The sequence below is a fragment of the Halorubrum tropicale genome (genome assembly GCF_001280455.1).
GTDB lineage: Archaea > Halobacteriota > Halobacteria > Halobacteriales > Haloferacaceae > Halorubrum > Halorubrum tropicale.
In genome coordinates, this window is sequence record NZ_LIST01000004.1 from 147,832 (window position 1) to 164,045 (window position 16,214).

20 protein-coding genes and 1 tRNA gene are annotated in these 16,214 nt (G+C 70.8%); 9 read left to right on the forward strand and 12 right to left on the reverse strand.

The features are described 5' to 3' along the window. Positions 1-25: 25 nt before the first annotated feature. Entirely contained in the window at positions 26-853 is an 828-nt protein-coding gene (locus tag AMR74_RS10940) for a BtpA/SgcQ family protein (protein WP_053772097.1), read from the reverse strand. A 76-nt stretch (positions 854-929) separates the two neighbouring features. Between AMR74_RS10940 and AMR74_RS10945 the strand changes: the two genes are divergently transcribed. The 3 genes from AMR74_RS10945 to AMR74_RS10955 all read left to right on the forward strand — a co-directional run bounded on the left by AMR74_RS10945 (position 930) and on the right by AMR74_RS10955 (position 2,358). Further along, complete coding sequence (locus tag AMR74_RS10945; protein ID WP_053772098.1) at positions 930-1,394, forward strand: DUF7124 domain-containing protein; 465 nt, start codon at positions 930-932, stop codon at positions 1,392-1,394. Between the two features lie 82 nt (positions 1,395-1,476). Next, the gene (locus tag AMR74_RS10950) at positions 1,477-1,824 is read left to right on the forward strand and encodes a 4a-hydroxytetrahydrobiopterin dehydratase (RefSeq protein ID WP_053772099.1); all 348 of its coding nucleotides are present in this window, start codon (positions 1,477-1,479) and stop codon (positions 1,822-1,824) included. 51 nt (positions 1,825-1,875) lie between these two features. Then, positions 1,876-2,358: a hypothetical protein gene (locus AMR74_RS10955; protein WP_053772100.1), complete on the forward strand. Its 483-nt coding sequence runs from the start codon at positions 1,876-1,878 to the stop codon at positions 2,356-2,358. A 23-nt stretch (positions 2,359-2,381) separates the two neighbouring features. Here AMR74_RS10955 and AMR74_RS10960 read toward each other — a convergent pair whose 3' ends face one another. From AMR74_RS10960 to AMR74_RS10985, 6 genes are all read right to left on the reverse strand, one after another. After that, entirely contained in the window at positions 2,382-3,296 is a 915-nt protein-coding gene (locus AMR74_RS10960) for an ATPase (protein WP_053772101.1), read from the reverse strand. Then, the gene (locus AMR74_RS10965) at positions 3,293-3,622 is read right to left on the reverse strand and encodes a DUF5827 family protein (protein ID WP_053772102.1); all 330 of its coding nucleotides are present in this window, start codon (positions 3,620-3,622) and stop codon (positions 3,293-3,295) included. Before AMR74_RS10965 ends, AMR74_RS10960 begins: the two co-directional genes overlap by 4 nt. A 540-nt stretch (positions 3,623-4,162) precedes the next feature. Continuing rightward, positions 4,163-4,762, reverse strand: coding sequence for a superoxide dismutase (sod, locus tag AMR74_RS10970; protein WP_053772103.1), 600 nt, complete (start codon positions 4,760-4,762; stop codon positions 4,163-4,165). Positions 4,763-5,038: 276 nt separating this feature from the next. Continuing rightward, a tRNA-Ser gene (locus AMR74_RS10975) sits at positions 5,039-5,122 on the reverse strand. A gap of 75 nt (positions 5,123-5,197) precedes the next feature. Beyond that, complete coding sequence (locus tag AMR74_RS10980; protein ID WP_053772104.1) at positions 5,198-5,953, reverse strand: DUF2064 domain-containing protein; 756 nt, start codon at positions 5,951-5,953, stop codon at positions 5,198-5,200. Between the two features lie 102 nt (positions 5,954-6,055). Continuing rightward, positions 6,056-6,670: an NUDIX hydrolase gene (locus tag AMR74_RS10985; protein ID WP_053772105.1), complete on the reverse strand. Its 615-nt coding sequence runs from the start codon at positions 6,668-6,670 to the stop codon at positions 6,056-6,058. A gap of 215 nt (positions 6,671-6,885) precedes the next feature. Between AMR74_RS10985 and AMR74_RS10990 the strand changes: the two genes are divergently transcribed. Together AMR74_RS10990 and AMR74_RS10995 are read left to right on the forward strand one after the other, a co-directional pair. Further along, positions 6,886-8,301 carry an ATP-binding protein gene (locus AMR74_RS10990; protein WP_053772106.1) on the forward strand — a complete coding sequence of 472 codons (1,416 nt, stop codon included), beginning with the start codon at positions 6,886-6,888 and terminating at the stop codon, positions 8,299-8,301. Between the two features lie 74 nt (positions 8,302-8,375). Then, on the forward strand, positions 8,376-8,861 hold the full coding sequence (locus AMR74_RS10995; RefSeq protein WP_053772107.1) for a hypothetical protein: 486 nt from the start codon (positions 8,376-8,378) through the stop codon (positions 8,859-8,861). Positions 8,862-8,880: 19 nt separating this feature from the next. On the opposite strand, the gene AMR74_RS11000 is transcribed toward AMR74_RS10995, so the two are convergent. Further along, positions 8,881-9,456, reverse strand: coding sequence for a class I SAM-dependent methyltransferase (locus tag AMR74_RS11000; RefSeq protein ID WP_053772108.1), 576 nt, complete (start codon positions 9,454-9,456; stop codon positions 8,881-8,883). Positions 9,457-9,527: 71 nt separating this feature from the next. Between AMR74_RS11000 and AMR74_RS11005 the strand changes: the two genes are divergently transcribed. Beyond that, complete coding sequence (locus AMR74_RS11005) at positions 9,528-10,163, forward strand: GNAT family N-acetyltransferase (protein WP_053772109.1); 636 nt, start codon at positions 9,528-9,530, stop codon at positions 10,161-10,163. On the opposite strand, the gene AMR74_RS11010 is transcribed toward AMR74_RS11005, so the two are convergent. The 4 genes from AMR74_RS11010 to AMR74_RS11025 all read right to left on the reverse strand — a co-directional run bounded on the left by AMR74_RS11010 (position 10,160) and on the right by AMR74_RS11025 (position 13,715). Further along, positions 10,160-10,672 carry a TspO/MBR family protein gene (locus tag AMR74_RS11010; protein ID WP_053772110.1) on the reverse strand — a complete coding sequence of 171 codons (513 nt, stop codon included), beginning with the start codon at positions 10,670-10,672 and terminating at the stop codon, positions 10,160-10,162. The two genes, AMR74_RS11005 and AMR74_RS11010, sit on opposite strands and share 4 nt — an antisense overlap. A 33-nt stretch (positions 10,673-10,705) precedes the next feature. After that, complete coding sequence (locus AMR74_RS11015; RefSeq protein WP_053772111.1) at positions 10,706-11,722, reverse strand: AI-2E family transporter; 1,017 nt, start codon at positions 11,720-11,722, stop codon at positions 10,706-10,708. 100 nt (positions 11,723-11,822) lie between these two features. Beyond that, entirely contained in the window at positions 11,823-12,419 is a 597-nt protein-coding gene (locus AMR74_RS11020; protein ID WP_053772112.1) for a DUF6149 family protein, read from the reverse strand. 72 nt (positions 12,420-12,491) lie between these two features. After that, positions 12,492-13,715: an outer membrane protein assembly factor BamB family protein gene (locus AMR74_RS11025; RefSeq protein WP_077152305.1), complete on the reverse strand. Its 1,224-nt coding sequence runs from the start codon at positions 13,713-13,715 to the stop codon at positions 12,492-12,494. Between the two features lie 106 nt (positions 13,716-13,821). Here AMR74_RS11025 and AMR74_RS11030 point away from each other — a divergent pair, with 106 nt between their 5' ends. The 3 genes from AMR74_RS11030 (at position 13,822) to AMR74_RS11040 (ending at position 16,181) form a co-directional block, all read left to right on the forward strand. Beyond that, positions 13,822-14,397, forward strand: a complete 576-nt coding sequence (locus tag AMR74_RS11030; protein ID WP_053772114.1) for a DUF1684 domain-containing protein — start codon at positions 13,822-13,824, stop codon at positions 14,395-14,397. Between the two features lie 203 nt (positions 14,398-14,600). Then, the gene (locus tag AMR74_RS11035; protein ID WP_053772115.1) at positions 14,601-15,839 is read left to right on the forward strand and encodes an NAD(P)/FAD-dependent oxidoreductase; all 1,239 of its coding nucleotides are present in this window, start codon (positions 14,601-14,603) and stop codon (positions 15,837-15,839) included. A 126-nt stretch (positions 15,840-15,965) separates the two neighbouring features. After that, the gene (locus AMR74_RS11040) at positions 15,966-16,181 is read left to right on the forward strand and encodes a hypothetical protein (RefSeq protein ID WP_233561585.1); all 216 of its coding nucleotides are present in this window, start codon (positions 15,966-15,968) and stop codon (positions 16,179-16,181) included. The last annotated feature ends 33 nt before the right edge of the window (positions 16,182-16,214 follow it).

Consider the following 16,214-nt stretch of genomic DNA (forward strand, 5'->3'; position numbering starts at 1 on the left):
GGGCGCGCGGGGCGGCCGGCGGGAGCTACCGCGCCTCGTCGGCGGCCGCGACGAGGTCCGCGACGCGGTCGGCGTCGACCGGGGCGGTCGTCTCGCCGCCCGCCTTGAGCGCGGTGCCGACGATCGCGCCGTCGGCGACCGAGAGCAGGTCCGCGACGGTCTCCGGGGTGACCCCGCTACCGACGAGGACGGGCGTGTCGAGGCCGTGGCGCTCGCGCTCCGCGACGACCGACTCCAGCGCGCCGGCGTCGACCGCTTCGCCGGTCCCCGAGCCGGAGGCGATGACGGCGTCGGCGAGGCCGCGCTCGGCGGTGTCGGCGAACGACTCGGCGGTGTACCCCTCGGGCGTCAGCGGCGCGGAGTGTTTCACGTCGGTGTCGGCGAAGACGCCGACGTCGACGCCGAGGCGCTCCCTGAGCCGGAGCGTCTCGTGGGCGCGCCCCTGGAGGATCCCCTGGTCGGTCACGCGGGCGCCGGTGTGGACGTTCGCGCGGACGAAGTCGGCGTCGACCGCGGCGGCGACGGAGAGGGCGGCCTCGGCGTCGTTCCGGAGGACGTTGACCCCGAGCGGGAGGTCGGTCTCGGCCGCGACCGCGGTCGCGGCGCGGGTCACGCCCGCGACGACGTGCGGCGGGACCTCGTCGGGGTAGAACGGCGCGTCGCCGAAGTTCTCGATCACGACGCCGTCGACGCCGCCGCGGTCGAGCGCCCGCGCGTCGCTCGCGGCCCGATCGATCGCCGCGCGCATCGCCGCGCGCCCGTCGTCCGGCGCCCGGGGGGCTCCGGGGAGGGGCGGGAGATGCACCATGCCGAGGAGCGGCGCGGCCGTGCCGAAGGTGGATTCGAACTCCATCGTCGGGAGCGACGCGGCGCCCCGACAAAAGCCTCCCCACAGCGTTTAGGCCGGCGCCCGCCTGAGTCCGACCGAGATGGGAATCGACGCGACGGAGCCCGGCGACGGCGACGTGACGCTCGTCTTCTCGCTCGGGGCCGCGCGCTCGCTCGCCGACCCGGCCGCTGCGTTCGCCGACGCGCGCCGGTGGAGCCGCCACGTCGGCGTCGTCGCGAACGAGGCGGACCGGGTGGCGGCGTTCGCCCGCGAACACGGCGTCGAGAACGACTACGCGCTCCGGAGCTGGGACAAGTGGGGCACGCTCGCCGACGTCCGGGACGAGAGCGCCGCCCCGCGGTACGTGTTCGTCGGCACCACCCGCGCGGACGAGCGCGTCGCGACCGAGACGGGCTACGAGTTCCTCCGGGTCGACGAGGCCGCCGAGAAGGCCGGCTGGGAACTCTCCGAACCGGGGGCGCCGGACGCCGCCGAGGAGGGGCGCGCCGGTCGGCTCGCGCGGGCCCGGCGCGCGCTCCGGAACGCGCTCTCGCGGTTCCGGTGAGTGACACGCGCCCGTTCGGCGGTCGGGGGCGCCGGCCCTCCGCCCGCGGAAGGTACAAACCCCCCGTCGCCCAACGTGGGGTATGTCCTCACCGCTCGCGGACGAGCCGGTCGAGCCGGCCGGCGACGACGGAGAGCCGCTCGCCGAAGACGAGTACGCCGACTACGCCGACGAACTCGGCGACGCCTGGGAGGTAATCGACGAACATCACTTGGAGGCGAGCTACGAGTTTCCCGACTTCGAGACGGCGCTGGCGTTCACGAACGACGTGGGCGAGCTCGCCGAGGCGGAGTGGCACCACCCCGACATCTCGCTGTCGTGGGGCGAGGTCGGCATCGAGATGTGGAGCCACGAGGTCGGCGGCCTGACGCGCGCCGACTTCGTGATGGCGGCGCGGATGGACCGCCTGTACGCCGACTACGGGGAGTGACCCGACGCATCAACGAACGGCTTTAAACCTCTGCCGGCGAAACGTCGAATAATGAGCGAGAACGTCTTCCTGGTCCCGATCGACCCGGAGAACTTCGACCGAACGGTCCGGACGCCGGTCGATCTCACCGACTACCCGGATCGCCCCGAACCCCTCGCCGACCTCGACGAGACCCGCCTGTGGGCCGTCGACGACGACAGCGGCAACGGGTCGACGTTCGAGAAGATGGAGTCGGGCGACCTCCTGCTGTTCTACGCGGACGACGAGTACGTCGCGACCGGCCGCGTCGGCGAGGCGTTCGCGGACGAGGACCGCTGGGCGAGCGGGACGTTCTGGACCGCCTTCCCCACCACCCGCGTGTACACGGTCACCGACTTCGGCGCCGTCTCCGCCCCCAAGCGCGCCGTCAACCGCATCTTCGACTACTCGTCGTCGTACACGCCCGGCTTCATGCGCGTCGCGGACAGCCGCGTGACGAACGAACTCTCCTCGATCGAGTCCGCGCTGGAACACTACACGAAGCGGAACGCCTGAGCGCGGACCGCGCAGGCGGGTTCTCAGTTCTCGACCGCATCGACCAGCGTCGCGTACGCCGGCTCGTACGCCGCCGCCACGCGGTCGGGCTCGCCGCGGACCTCGCCGGACAGCGCCGGGAGCGGCTCGGTCGCGAGCGGTTCGATCATCTCGGTCACCGCGTCGACGTGCTCCTCGCGGGTCCCCTCGCGCGGGCTGCCGGCGGCGACCGCGCGGGCCTTCGCGTAGCGGTCGCCCGCGTAGATCCGGGCGCGGCCGGGGTCGACGACCGCGACCGCGTCGGTCGCGACCGGGCCGTCGCGAGGCAGCGTCCCGGCCACGTCGGCGTACGATTCGACGACGACTGGGACCGGTGTGCGGGCGACGCGGTCGGCGAGGCGCTCGATCGCCGGTAGGTGCGCCGCGGCCATCACCTCGTTGAACTCGGGCACGTCGCGCACGCGGGTCGCCTCCGCCAGCGGCAGGCGGTCGGTCAGTCCGTCGGGGAGCAGCCCCGCCTCCGCGGCCGCGCCGTTGACGACGAACCGCGTCCCGGCGTCGGTCGTCACGCGGTCGCAGAGGAAGGTGCGGTCGGCGTCGCCGAGCATCCCGGTCCGGCCCGGAGTCGGCTTCCAGAGCCGATGGACCGGGTTGATCGACTCTGGCGTGACGGCCGACGCCGACGGCGACGCGTCGTCGGGCGCCGCCAGCGGGCGAGTGTTCGCGGCCGCGAGCGTGCGGGCGTCCTTCCCGTACAGGCGGCCCGCGTCGGTCGCGACCCGGTAGTCGTCGTGGTCGAACCAGTAGTCGTTGCCGGCGCGGGGCTTGACGCCGACCGCGTCGCCCGCGCGCTCGGCGAGGTGGGCGACCAGCCCCGCCGAGAAGGTGGTCTTCCCGGCGTCGACGCGCGAGCCCCCGGCGACGAGGTAGGTCGGCGGGTCGGAGCGGTCCCCGGTCACGCCGACCCGTCGCCGTCGTCGGCCTCAGCGTCGGCGTCCGGATCGGGCTCGGGGTCCGCGTCGGTCGCGAGCCCGTAGTACCCCGGGCCGTCCTCGGTCAGCGGCTCGGCGACGACCATCTCCTCCGCGTGGACCATCACCCACGGGACCGCCCAGTCGACCAGCACGGCCTCGGTGTCCGGGTCGACCTCGGCGTCCGGCTCTAACCCCTGAAGCAGGCGACCGATCTCGGGGACGGTGTACATCTGGTCCGGCTCGAACAGCTCCGCGGGTTCGTAGAAGTCGCACGGGTAGGTGGCGTCGAACGCCGACTTCGGTTCGGGCATGCGCAGCGATACGCGACCGCGTCCGTAAACGCTGCCGATACGATTTCGACGGTGCGGTGGCGCGTGCCTCCGAGTGGCCGCCGAAGGCGGCCGCGAGGAGCACGCGCGAGGGAGTCAGTCGCCGGAGCGAAGCGACGGCGACTGACGAGGCTGGGGAGGTGTGAGGTGCTGTGCGGTCGCGGTCGGGTGGAACTCCAAGGGGCAGCCGCGAGGGCGACGGCGCGCGACGTAAGGACCGCAAGGAGCGAGCAGCGCGAGCGACTGAGGACCGTGGTTCGAGACGCCTGCGGCGTCTCGTCATCACGAAAGGCGCTTCGCGCCTTTCGAACGACAACGAGCGCACCGAGCCCTCGCGGCTGGGGCTTTGGAAGCGTTCACCGCACACTCGTTGATCGCGTATCGCCGAGCGGCTGGGGCTTCGGAGGTGTTTCTCCCGGTCGTCTACCTACCAACCACTGTACGGAGAGAGGTCACTGATCGGGCGACGTACTGCGAAAAAATGCGGATCTCGACGCGCGTAACGCGTCCTCTCGGGCGCGCTTACTCGAACAGCTCGACGGCCTGCTCGTAGCGGTCCGACGGCTCCTCCCAGTCGACGACCTCGAAGAAGTTGTCGACGAACTCGCCGCGGGCCGGGCCGTAGTCGTGGTAGTAGGAGTGCTCCCACACGTCCAGCGCGAGGATCGGGTGACCGCCCCAGATCGCGCCTTGGTCGTGCTTGTCGACCACGACGTTGCGGAGCTGGTTCGAGAACGTGTCGTACACCAGAAGCGCCCAGCCGCTGGCCGCGGAGGCCGCCGCCTCGAACTCGCCCTTCCAGGCCTCGTACGAGCCGAAGTCCTCCTCGATGCGGTCGGCCAGCTCACCCTCGGGCTCGTCGCCGCCCTCCGGCGACATGTTCTGCCAGAACAGGTCGTGGAGGATGTGACCCGAGGAGTTGTGAGTCACGTCGCGGATGGCTCCGCTAGACGAAGAGAAGTCGTGGGACTCACGGTTCTCTTCGAGCGTCTCTTCGGCGGCGTTCCAGCCGTTGACGTACCCCTGATGGTGGGTGTCGTGGTGCCATTCGAGCACCTGCTCGGAGATGTGGGGCTCAAGCGCGTCGTACTCGTACGGGAGCGGATCGAGTTCGTAGCTCATGCTTGTATCACCTATCACGAACATGTACCGGAAACCTGTTAAAGATAATGCGCCACGCGCTACCACGCGACACCGGACGCGAGTGTTATCGGGAGGTCCGGGTCAGCAACGATGTCGTTGCGGTTCCGGGAGTTAGGACCGCGCGAGCGGACATCGAGTCTCGATCGACCGACCGGACGGTGACGTAACCATATTCAGTTTCGCACCGGAAGACGACCGCTCTCCGATTCGAGTCCAGCACGTGGCGCGCGCCGCGCGGTGTGCGCTGCGCGCTTACGGTGGGACTGGGATTCGAACCCAGGAAGCCGTGAGGCTACCTGCTTTCAAGGCAGGCGCAATGGGCCACTCTGCCATCCCACCACACGTGACCGCTCGGCGTCGGGCGACTAAGTGGTGTCGGATCCGAGGGACCGATCGACGCGCCGCCCCGACCGCTCAGTCTCGCACCAACCGCCCCTCGCCGTCCTCGGCGACCACGTCGAGCCCCTTCTCGTGGACGAACGCGGCCGTGTAGTCGGGCACCACGCGCTCCGCGGCGAACCGCGCGCGGAGCATCGGCACCACGTCGAGCAGGTCGTCGCCGGTCTCCAGCGAGGGCGACGGCTCGACGAAGTCCACCGAGCGGTCTGCGTCGCGGCCGCGCTCCGCGAGCGTCGGCAGCGCCGGCGCCTCGAACGCGCCGTCGAAGTCGATCGGTTCGGTGAACCCCGCGTAGTACGCGCGGCCGTTCGACGAGGGGCCGAGGACGACCTCGGTCGTCCGCAGCTTCATCGCCGCCGAGTCGACGACGGTCCGCGAGAGCAGCGGCGCCGTCGGAGTGACGACCGCGACGGAGTCGGCGCCCTCCTCGCGCAGCAGGTGCGTGACGGTGTTGCCGGCGCGCGCGCCGAACGAGGAGCCCACCTGCCGCTCGAAGCGGACCTCGTCGGTGCCGCCGAGGGTGTCCGCGACGAGCGTCCGGAGCTCCGCCTCGGGGCTCGTCTCGGTCCGGTACTCGGCGGGGAGGTCGTCCTCGTCGGGGTAGTTGACGAGGAGTTCGCCGCCCGAGCGCTCGACCGCGAGGACGGCGTCGCGGAACTGCGCCTCGTAGAGGTCGGCCGCCTCGGCGGGCGACAGCGGCGTCGACTCGGCGATCGCGGTTCCGACGAGCCCCTCGCGGGGCGGGTTCGCCAGCAGGGCGACGACGGTCATATCGGAACGCGGCGCGGGAGCGCCTTCAACTCGCCGCTTCGATCCGGCGGGAGTTCGACCGCGGCGCGGAACCGCGGGACCGGCGCCCGCCGGTCGGCCCGCTCAGGAGAAGTCGCGCCGCATCGCGATCTCGAACCACGGGCAGAGGCGGAGCTGACGGTACAGCTCGGGGTGCTCGTGGAGGTGGCCGTAGTCGGCCCACAGCATGCCGCCGATCTCCTCCTCGTCCGGGTCGAGGGTCGTGTCGTCGAGGGTGACCTTCAGCACCGCACAGACCTCCCACTCGACGCCCTCGTTGGGGTAGTAGCGCTTGTACTCGAACTTGTCCGTCACTCGCAGGTCGTCGTACTGGTCGGGCGAGATGCCGAGCTCCTCTCCGAGCCGCTGTTCGGTGGCCTCCTCCTGCGACTGCCCCTCGACGGGGTGGGAGGCGACCGTGCCGTCCCAGTGGCCGTCCCACAGGCGCTTGGTCGGCGCGCGCTGGGCCAACAGGACGTGTCCGTCCCCGTCGAAGACGAGGCAGGTGAACGCGCGGTGGCGGATCCCGTCGCCGGTGTGCGCGTCGAGCCGGTTCACCGTCCCCTGCGCGACGTCGTCGGGGTCGACGGCGATGACGTCCTGAAGCGCGTTCTCGTGGTCTGCGTCGCTCGTGTCCTCGGGCTCGCTCGCGCCGTCGCCGGCGGGGTCCCCCGATGCGGCCGCGTCTTCGGATCTCATGCGCGGTACGTCGCGGACCAGGGCTAATAAGGGTTCGATACCGCGGCCGCTCGCGCGCCCCAGTGTCGCCTCTCTCCCGGCCGTCGGCGCCCCCGGACGCCCGCACCCGCGCTACCCGCTCTCTGCTCCGGCGTCCGGTCGCGTCCGCCGCGGGGCCGCCCGCGACCGGCGGTGCTTCGACGCTCTTAACCGCGTCCCGGCGCTACTTCGCGCGGATGAGTGACCCGGCGCTCGACGTCGTCGAGTTCGTGTTGACGACGCACTTCTACACGCAGGACCGCGACCTCGACGAGAACGACCTGCCCCCGCGCTTCCGGCAGGTGTTCTGGTCGGCCGACGCCGTCGACGACGCCCCCGGCGGCGTGGAGCGACCGCTGAAGGCGACCGACGAGACCACGCGCACCGCGACCGGGGTCGAGCGGCCGTGGGAGGCGGTCTCCGACCTCCTCTTCACCCAGCGCACGGAGTTCTCCGGCGAGATTTCGCTGACCCAGCCCGCGATGGGGCTGGAGTGGTACCGCGACCGCGCGGACGACGACCGGATCGCCGGGAACCCGACGGTCGTCGCCGCGATGGCGGCCGCCGAGGACCTCGAACCGCCGGTGACCCGCGAGGAGGCTCGAGCGGACGTGCGGCCGGTCCAGGCCGACCGCGTCTGGATCGACGCGCTGCTCGCGGAGTACTTCGACGAGGACGAGGACGGCGAGATGCTCGACCTCGTCAACGTCCGGGCGCCCGAGGAGATCGAGACGACGCTGGCCGACCTCGTGTTGACCGGCGACCAGGAGGGCGAGATCCAGAAGATCGTCAAGGCGATCGAACACCGCGAGTACCTCGCGGAGATCGGCCTCCGCGAGATCGGCAAGCTGCTGTTCGTCGGCCCGCCGGGAACCGGGAAGACGACCGTCTCGCGGGCGCTCGCCCACGAGCTCGGGCTCCCGTTCGTCGAGGTGAAGCTCTCGATGATCACGAGCCAGTACCTCGGCGAGACCTCGAAGAACGTCGAGAAGAGCTTCGAGGTCGCCAAGCGGCTCTCGCCGTGTATCCTCTTCATCGACGAGTTCGACTCGGTGGCGAAGACCCGCCGCTCGGACGAGCACGCCGCCCTGAAGCGCGCGGTCAACACCCTCCTCAAGTCGATCGACGAGGTGTCGCTCGTGCGCGACGAGGTGCTGCTGATCGGCGCGACCAACCACCCGGACCAGCTCGACGCCGCCGCCTGGCGCCGCTTCGACGAGATCGTCAACTTCCCCAAGCCGGACCGCGACATGCGCGCGGACATCCTCCGGGTGGTGACGAAGGAGATGCAGATCGCCGACTTCGACCCCGAGGAGGTGGCCGACCGGACCAGCGGGCTCACGGGCTCCGACCTCCGGATGGTGCTCCGCGAGGCCGTCCTCGGCGCGCTCACCGAGGACCGGATGACGATCACGCAGGCGGACGTGATGGAGGCGGTCCAGGACTTCGAGGAGCGCGACAACCTGAAGAACATGGACATGATCGACGGCGAGGGCGCCGAGGTGCTCGGCGAGACGAGTTCCGGCGACCAGGATCACACCCACGACGAGTCCGGCGACGGCGACGGGTCGCACGACCACGACCACGCCGCCCACGGCGCCTCGCACGACTGACTCGCGGCGACGGAACCGCTCTTCGTCGGAACCGCCGGGGAAAGCACTTATCAAGCGAATTCTAAACTCTCGGCGTGAAGCGTCGGGCGCTCGTCGCGCTGCTCGGAGCCGGGGTCCCCCTCGCCGGCTGTCTGGGTAATTCGGACGCGACCGGTGAACCGGGCCGGCAGTTTACCGGCTCACGTCCCGGGGAGTGCCCCGTTTCGCGGGACTACGGCGTGCCGCTCCCGGACGGGGTGTCCGTGACCGAAGCGCGGTCGTTCGTCGCGGGCTATGAGCCGAAGTACGTCTCCGATCGGCTCGTTGACGCCGACGGCGAACGAGCGTCGGTCGGCGCGGAGCCGTCCACGACCGTCCGAGTGGTCGACGCCGGCGACGACCGGATCGTGGTCGGCGTCGAGACCGTGTGGTCGGTCACGGTCGAGACGGAGAACGGCGAGGGTGTGAAAGATGCGGTGGAGTCCGCGCGGTATTACCTCGACGAACGGGTCGTGAGACGGACGAGCGACCCGGACGAGGACCCCGTTGACGGCGAGCTCGTGGCCTGTGTCCCCGCGTAGTGAATTCGGGCGCGACGACTCACCGCCGCACGCCGACCACCGTGTAGCCGAAGCCGCGGTCGACGATCCGGGGGTCGAGACCGACGCCGTCCATCGCGGCCGCGAGGTCGGCCGGGGTCCTGAACCGCGAGTTCATGCCGATCGCGTGCTCGCCGGCGACGAGCAGTCGCCCGAGCGGGTGGCTCGGGTCGAACTCGCGGATCACGAGCGCGCCGCCGGGCGCGAGCGCGCGGGCCGCCTCCGCGAGCGCGGCGTCGTGGTCGGGAAGGTGGTGGAGGGCGTCGACGACCGTGACGGCGTCGACGCTCGCGTCGCGGAACGGCAGGCGCCCGGCGTCGGCGGCGAGGCCGGCGAGCCCGCGGCCGCGGCGCGCCCGCGAGAGCATCTCGACGGAGGCGTCGACGACCGCGATGTCCGGGCCCGCCAGCGCGGCCGCCGCGCGGCCCGACCCCCCGCCGACGTCGAGCAGGCGCTCGATCGGCCGCGTCGCGTGGTCGAGGCCGGCCGCGAGCGCCTCGCCGTCCGCCGGCGGCATCGCGAGGTCGTACAGCGGGGCAATCCGGTCGAAGAAGTCCACGTCGCCGAGGCCGTACATGGGCGATCCGACCGCCGCGACGGACAAAGAGCCACCGACCCTATTTACCCGTCCGCCGCCGTACGGTCCCCATGGAGTACGCGCTCGTGTGTCCGCCCGGCGATGGGGAGGCCCTCCGGCTCGACTACCGAGTGTTCGCGTACGCCGGCAAGTTCGTCGTCGGCGGGCCGGGAAAGGCGGTGATCCGGACGCCGGACGGGTCCCCGGCGGCGCCGGGGTGGGAGCCGGACGAACCGCTGCCGGACACGGTCGACCCCGAGGCGTTCGACGACGAGGTGATCGCGGCCGTCTCCTTCTCGGCCGACCGGACCGACCCCGACTGCTGCCGGCTGCGGTACGTCACGGTCCACGCCGCGCGCCGCGGAGAGGGGATCGGTCCGGAGCTGATCGGCGAGACCGTCGCCGACCTTGCCGTCGCCGGCTTCGACCGCGTGAAGATCGCCGTGAACAACCCGTTCGCCTACGAGGCGTGCCACAAGTGCGGCTTCGCCTACACGGGCGAGCGGACCGGGATCGCCGAGCTGGAACTCGAGCGCCCGGCCGGGGCGCCCGCCGACGTCGACCCCGAGCGGTACCGCGGGGGGCTGTCGGCGTTCCGTGAGACGGACGGCGAACTGAGCCGGGCCGAGCGCCGGTTCGTCGCGGAGCGACTGGAGCGCGGGCCGCCGCCGGTGACGGACGCGACGAACGCCGGGGGAGATCCCTAGTTGAGCGACCAGATGGCGTAGTTGAGCGCGGTCGCGAAGCAGACCCACGCGAGGTAGGGGACGAGCAGCGCCGCGGCCCGGCGGTCGACGCGGTCGAACAGCCGGATCGTGGCGGCGACGAGCGGGAGGAGGACGGCGAGGACGGCGAGGCCGAGGTCGGCGCGTTCGAGCCCCCAGAAGGTCGGCGACCACGCGACGTTGACGGCGAACTGGACGCCGAACAGCGCGAGCGCGGTCCGGACGCGCCCCGCCGGCGCCGCGCCGTCGCGCCCGGCCAGGTAGACGAGGGCCGCGGCGGCGCCGCACAGCGCGTACAGGACCGGCCAGACGACGCCGAACGCCCAGCCCGGCGGGTAGAAGGCGGGGAGCTCCAGCGACGTGAACCACGCGCTCTGCGTCGCCGTGAAGGGGACGCCGAGCGCGCCGATCAGGTTGACCGCGACCGCCGCGGCGGCGATGAGGAGGGCGTCGCGGCGGTCCGGGAGCCGAGAGGTCGCGGTCGTCGCCATGGGCGACCTTCGCGGGCTGAGCGGTTAAATCCGTCAGATCGCGTCGTAGTCCTCGCGGAACGTCTCCAGCGTCGCCGCGAGCACGCCGATCACGATCGGCCCGACGAACAGCCCGGTGAAGCCCACGGAGTAGATGCCGCCGAACACGCCGAGGAGGATGATCCCGGGGTTGAGGTGCGCCCGCTGGTCGATGACGAGCGGCCGGGCGTAGTTGTCGACCATCGCGATCACCGCGACGCCGTACACCGCGAGGAAGATCCCGGCCGTGACCTGGTCGATGATCACGAGGTAGGCCGCGGCGGGCCCCCACACGAAGAAGGCGCCGATGAGCGGTAAAAGCGCCAGCACCGCCATCACGAACGTCCAGAACACCACGTTGGGGATCCCGGCGACCCAGAGCCCGAGCCCGGCGATGACGGCCTGAAGCAGCGAGACGGAGATGTGGCCGATCACCACCCCGCGCGTCATCGCGTCGATCCGGTCGACGAGGTCCGCCGTGACGTCGGGCGGCAGCGGGCTCGTGTCCCGGATCCACCGCACGAACGCCGGCCCGTCGATGAGCGTGTAGTAGAGCAGGAACAGCGCGAGCGACAGCCCGACCGAGGCCCGAAGCCCCGTGGTGACGACGCCGCTGAACCCGCCGAACAGGACCTCGACGAGCAGTTCGCCGGCGGTCTGGAGCAGGTCGGCGACCTCGGGGTCCTGCCCGGTGAGCGCCGCGATCTCCGCTTCGATCGCCGCGACGTTGATCGCGGTGTCGCCCGCGGCGATGGCCGTGAGGTCGCGCACGAACACCCACGAGATGTACGCGAGCGGGAGGATCACCGCGACGATGGCGGAGAAGATGAGCGTCAGCGCCGAGAGCATCTGTCCGAAGCGCTTCGAGACGCGGGCCCGGAGCCACCGCGAGAGCCGGCGGTGGAACGGGTAGAGGACGAACGCGAGGATCGCCGCGGCGATGACGTACTCGACGAACGGGAGAATGACGAAGAGGGTCAGCAGCGCGACCGACCCCATGAGGAGAAGCAGGAACGATTGCCCGCGGTTCATACCCCTCCCTCTGCCCGGCGAACTATAAACGTGGTCGGCGAGTCGAAAGGGATCGAACGACCGCGGCGGCGGAGCCGAGGGGCGGTCGACCCGACGGCGCTCAGGCGCTGGCCTCGTCCTCGTCGAGCCCGGGCGCGGCCGCGGCGTCGACCTCGTCCGGCTCCTCCGTGTCGCCGCCGACGACCGTCTCGCCGTCGTCGGTCTCGACGTACACGTCGTCCGCGAAGCCGGCCAGGGCGTTCTCGTACTCCGGCGAGGCGAGCTTCTCCGGGGTCTCCGGCGCGTCGACGATTCCATCCGGGGGGCGGAAGTCGCCGAGCGGGTCGTCGATCGTGATCCCGTAGTCGGTGAAGAAGGACTCGTACCGGCGGTAGTGGGCCTCCAGCTCGTCGCCGGGGATCTCCATCATCTCCGTCCAGCCGTGGTTGAAGAAGTCGAAGTTCGCCTGGACGTGAGTGATCTCCCGAGCCTCGGCCTCCGGGAAGTCGGCCTCCAACGCGGCGACGTAGGTGTCCATCGTCGCGTCGAAGAAGCTGTCGAGGTGGTCGCGGCGCTCCTCCCGGCGGTCCTCGTCGGCCTTGTTGAGGAAGATGCTCGTGTGGAGGTCGACGAGCTTGTCGTTGGCGACGTCGCCGACGACCGGCGTGGTCAACGCCTTCTTGGCGGCCCAGTGGCGGATGTTCTGCCGGATTTTCATACGCGTCGTTGGGTCGGGACGCTCTTGAATGTGTGGCGTCGAACCGGTTCGAAACGCGGTCCGGCAACCGTTTCAGGTCTCGCCGAGCGCGTACACGTCACCCGCATGGGTCGCCGCGAGGACGACGCCGTCGACGACCGTCGGAGCGGCGCGGACGCCCTGAAGCAAGACGTCGGTGTAAGTGCGCTCGCGAGTCCGAAAGGACCACCGCTCCGTCCCGTCTTCGACCGCGATCGCGCGGACGGTCCGACCATCGCCGAGGTACGCGACCCCGTCCGCGACCATCGGCGCGGTCGCGCCGGTGACCTCATCGTCGCTCCACAGCCGCTCTCCGCCGTCGCCGACGGCGACGAGCCCGAGCTCGGTCGGAACCACCGCCGTGTCGCCCGCGACGGCGACCGACCGTCGGACGGGTCCCGCGAGGTCCTCAGTCCATTCGACGGTTCCGTCTGCGAGGTCGAGCGCGTACAGGGTGCTGGCCCGCGTGCCGATCAGGACGCGGCCGTCGGCGACGGTCGGCGTCGCGGTCGCGTCGCCGTCGACGTCGGCCGTCCACAGTTCCTCGCCCGAGGCGGCGTCGTAGGCGACGACACGGGGTCCGCCCGCGCCGTAGACGACGGTTCCGTCGGCGACGGCGGGCGCGGAGGCGTACTCGCCGAGGTCGTTGCGCCATCGTTCGGCTCCGTCGTAGTCGAACGCCGCGACGGTCTGCGTCTCGTAGCCGCCTCCCACGAACACGCCGTCGTCGGTCACGGTCGGCGCCGTCGTGATCTCCGTGTCGGTCAGCCGCCGCCACCGCACCTCGCCGCTCTCGGCGTCGACGGCCGCCAGTCCGCGGTCGGTCTCGTCCCCACCGTTCCAGACCGTCACGTATGCGATGCCGTCGCGAACCGCCGGCGTCGACGACCCGTCGTGACCGACCTCCGTCGACCACCGTACCTCGCCGGTCGCGAGGTCAAGACGAAACAAGGCCCCCGAGAAAGAGACGTACACCCGATCGCCCACGACGACCGGCTGTGAATGATCGTACCGGTACGGCGTCCGCCGCCAGAACACGTCGACATCGTCTGTCGGTCCCGCCTCCTCACGGCATCCCGCGTGCGTCGGTCCCCACTGGAACTGCGAGCGGGACCCGTCCTCAACGCCCTCCGTCTCGACCTCCCGGTTCAGTTCGGGATCCGGTCGGTCTCGGGCCGCCTGTTCGTCGTCCCCGCCGATACGTACGTTGCCGAGGCAACCAGCGACTCCGACGAATCCACCGACCGCCAAGGTGGAGAGGGCAGTTCGTCTGTTCACGGCTCAACGTCCCCGAGAACGCTATAAGTGCCTTCTGTCGTCGGCGCGGTCGAGAGTTCCGCGGTCGGAATTGTTATTGTGCGCGCGGCGCAATACTAAGGTAATCATGGACGCCGAGACCGCGGACGACTGGGCGGCGCAGGTGGAGGCGCAGCGGGAGGCGAAAATCGAGCGGTTCCGCGAGTCGGCGCGGTCGCCGCTGCCGGTCTCGATGCGGGGCGACGGCTTCCCCGGACTGGCGTACTACGATCCGGACCCGGCGTACCGGTTCGTCCTGCCGCTTCACGAGCACGACGAGAAGGAGACGGTGACCGTCGAGACGACCGCCGAGGGCGAACAGACGTACAGCCGGTGGGGGGAGTTCCGCTTCGAGGTCGACGGCGAGGCGGCGACGCTCCAGGCGTATCGGCCGGCAGACGGCGCGGACCGGTTCTGGGTACCGTTCCGCGACGCGACGAGCGGCGACGAGACGTACGGCGCGGGCCGGTACCTCGACTTGGATCCCGACCGCGACCGCGTCGACGGCGAGTGGGTCGTGGACTTCAACCTCGCGTACAACCCCACGTGCGCGTACAACCACGCCTACGAGTGTCCGCTCGTCCCGACGGAGAACTGGCTCGACGTCGCCGTCGAGGCCGGCGAAAAGGACTTCCCCGCGGAGCCGGCCGGAGCCGACCACTGACCGGGGGCGAGGGCCGGTGGTCGTCGGTCGGAGCCGCCGATCGGCACGGCGGGGCGCAGGACGACGACCCCGAGCGCCGGCCGGCGTGAGAGTTTCCGACGGAAACGCGTCACTTCGGCCGTTTTCTCCGGCCGTGCGTGTCCGTCGCACGCCCCCGGACGCGGATGACAACCCACATTAACCATGAATCCGAACGGCCGGACATGAGCGATTCGTACGTGATCATCGGTGACGGTATCGCGGGCGCGTCCGCGGCCGAGACGCTCCGCGAGGAAGCGCCCGACGCCGAGATCACGGTTCTCACGGACGAGGGTGAGTCCCTCTACAACCGGATTCTGATCAAGGAGTACGCGAAGGGGAAGCTCCCCGAGGCCCCGATCTCGATCCACCAGGAGGACTGGTACGACGAGCACGACGTCGACCTCCGGCTGAACACGGTCGTCGTCGACATCGACGTGGACGAGGACGCGGTCCGCACCCACGAGGGCGAGACGTTCGAGTACGACTCCCTCCTGCTCGCCATCGGCGGCACGCCCCAGCAGCTCCCGGTCGAGAACGCCGACGCCGACGGTATCCACCACTTCTGGACGTTCCAGGACGCCCGCAACATCAAAGAGAGCGTGGAGGGCGCCGAGAAGGGCGTCATCGTCGGCGCCGGGCTGCTCGGCATCGACTTCGCGGCCATCTGCGGCGCGCAGGGCGTCGAGGCGAAGTACCTCATGCGCGGCGACTGCTGGTGGCGCTACGCGCTCTCCGAGGAGGGCGCGGAGATCATGCACGAGGCGATGCGCGAGCGCGGCGTCGAGCCGGTCTTCGACTCCGGCGTCGACCGCTTCGAGGTCGACGACGAGGGCCACGTCGAGGCCGCGGTCGACCCGAACGGCGAGCGCTACGAGTGCGACTTCGCCGGCGTCGCCATCGGCCTGAACTTCAACACCGAACTCGTCGAGGACACGCCGCTGGAACTCGACGACGGCATCGTCGTCGACGAGTTCATGCGCACCAACGTCGACAACGTGTTCGCCGCGGGCGACATCACCACGTTCAACGACCTCATCCTCGGCGAGCACGCGAAGAACGGCTCGTGGGGCTCCGCGAAGGAGCAGGGCACCATCGCTGCCCGCAACATGGTCGACTACGGCAGCGACGAGTTCCGGTGGGTCTCCTCGTACTCGATCACCCACTTCGACTTCCCGTTCCTCTCGTTCGGGCACCCGACGCTCGGCGACGACTCGGTCGAGGCGACCACGGGCGAAAACGAGTGGCGCCGCGTCGCGCTGAAGGACGGGAAGGTCGTCGGCGGCGTGCTCATCGGCGACCTCTCGCCGCAGTCTGCGTTCAAAGAGCTGATGCGCGAGGGCCGCGACGTGAGCGGACAGACGGACCGCCTCATGGAGCCCGGGTTCTCCGTCGACGACCTCGCGGCGACGACCGAGCAGTAGCTCCGGACAGCGGCCACCCTTCGTCCGTTCGCTTCTCGGCAATCGAGCCGCGGGTGTCGCCCTCGTGGCGACCGGCGTCACGTCCGCCGCGAAACGCTTATGATTAATCGTGTTATATGATAACACATGCCGCTCAGAGACACCGGGCGACGGCTGCGGCTTCGCCGCACCGGCCGCGTCCCGTCGGACGCGCGCGTCCGCCACTACGACGAACTGGACGACGACGAGCAGGGCGTCGTGCGGGAGCTGGCGGGCGAGCCGTGGACGGCGCCCGAGACAGGCGACCTCGACGACGGCGACGTGGTGAAGTTCACCGATTACTACCTGGTCCGGTCGCGGTGACGGCGGCCGCCCACCCCGGGCGACCGGCGGGCT

Bases quoted from the DNA above. Each gene is read 5' to 3' on its own strand.
- AMR74_RS10940 (WP_053772097.1), bottom strand. From the start codon at position 853: ATGGAGTTCGAATCCACCTTCGGCACGGCCGCGCCGCTCCTCGGCATG.
- AMR74_RS10945 (WP_053772098.1), top strand. From the start codon at position 930: ATGGGAATCGACGCGACGGAGCCCGGCGACGGCGACGTGACGCTCGTC.
- AMR74_RS10950 (WP_053772099.1), top strand. From the start codon at position 1,477: ATGTCCTCACCGCTCGCGGACGAGCCGGTCGAGCCGGCCGGCGACGAC.
- AMR74_RS10955 (WP_053772100.1), top strand. From the start codon at position 1,876: ATGAGCGAGAACGTCTTCCTGGTCCCGATCGACCCGGAGAACTTCGAC.
- AMR74_RS10965 (WP_053772102.1), bottom strand. From the start codon at position 3,622: ATGCCCGAACCGAAGTCGGCGTTCGACGCCACCTACCCGTGCGACTTC.
- sod (WP_053772103.1), bottom strand. From the start codon at position 4,762: ATGAGCTACGAACTCGATCCGCTCCCGTACGAGTACGACGCGCTTGAG.
- AMR74_RS10980 (WP_053772104.1), bottom strand. From the start codon at position 5,953: ATGACCGTCGTCGCCCTGCTGGCGAACCCGCCCCGCGAGGGGCTCGTC.
- AMR74_RS10985 (WP_053772105.1), bottom strand. From the start codon at position 6,670: ATGAGATCCGAAGACGCGGCCGCATCGGGGGACCCCGCCGGCGACGGC.
- AMR74_RS10990 (WP_053772106.1), top strand. From the start codon at position 6,886: ATGAGTGACCCGGCGCTCGACGTCGTCGAGTTCGTGTTGACGACGCAC.
- AMR74_RS11000 (WP_053772108.1), bottom strand. From the start codon at position 9,456: ATGTACGGCCTCGGCGACGTGGACTTCTTCGACCGGATTGCCCCGCTG.
- AMR74_RS11005 (WP_053772109.1), top strand. From the start codon at position 9,528: ATGGAGTACGCGCTCGTGTGTCCGCCCGGCGATGGGGAGGCCCTCCGG.
- AMR74_RS11010 (WP_053772110.1), bottom strand. From the start codon at position 10,672: ATGGCGACGACCGCGACCTCTCGGCTCCCGGACCGCCGCGACGCCCTC.
- AMR74_RS11015 (WP_053772111.1), bottom strand. From the start codon at position 11,722: ATGAACCGCGGGCAATCGTTCCTGCTTCTCCTCATGGGGTCGGTCGCG.
- AMR74_RS11020 (WP_053772112.1), bottom strand. From the start codon at position 12,419: ATGAAAATCCGGCAGAACATCCGCCACTGGGCCGCCAAGAAGGCGTTG.
- AMR74_RS11030 (WP_053772114.1), top strand. From the start codon at position 13,822: ATGGACGCCGAGACCGCGGACGACTGGGCGGCGCAGGTGGAGGCGCAG.
- AMR74_RS11035 (WP_053772115.1), top strand. From the start codon at position 14,601: ATGAGCGATTCGTACGTGATCATCGGTGACGGTATCGCGGGCGCGTCC.
- AMR74_RS11040 (WP_233561585.1), top strand. From the start codon at position 15,966: ATGCCGCTCAGAGACACCGGGCGACGGCTGCGGCTTCGCCGCACCGGC.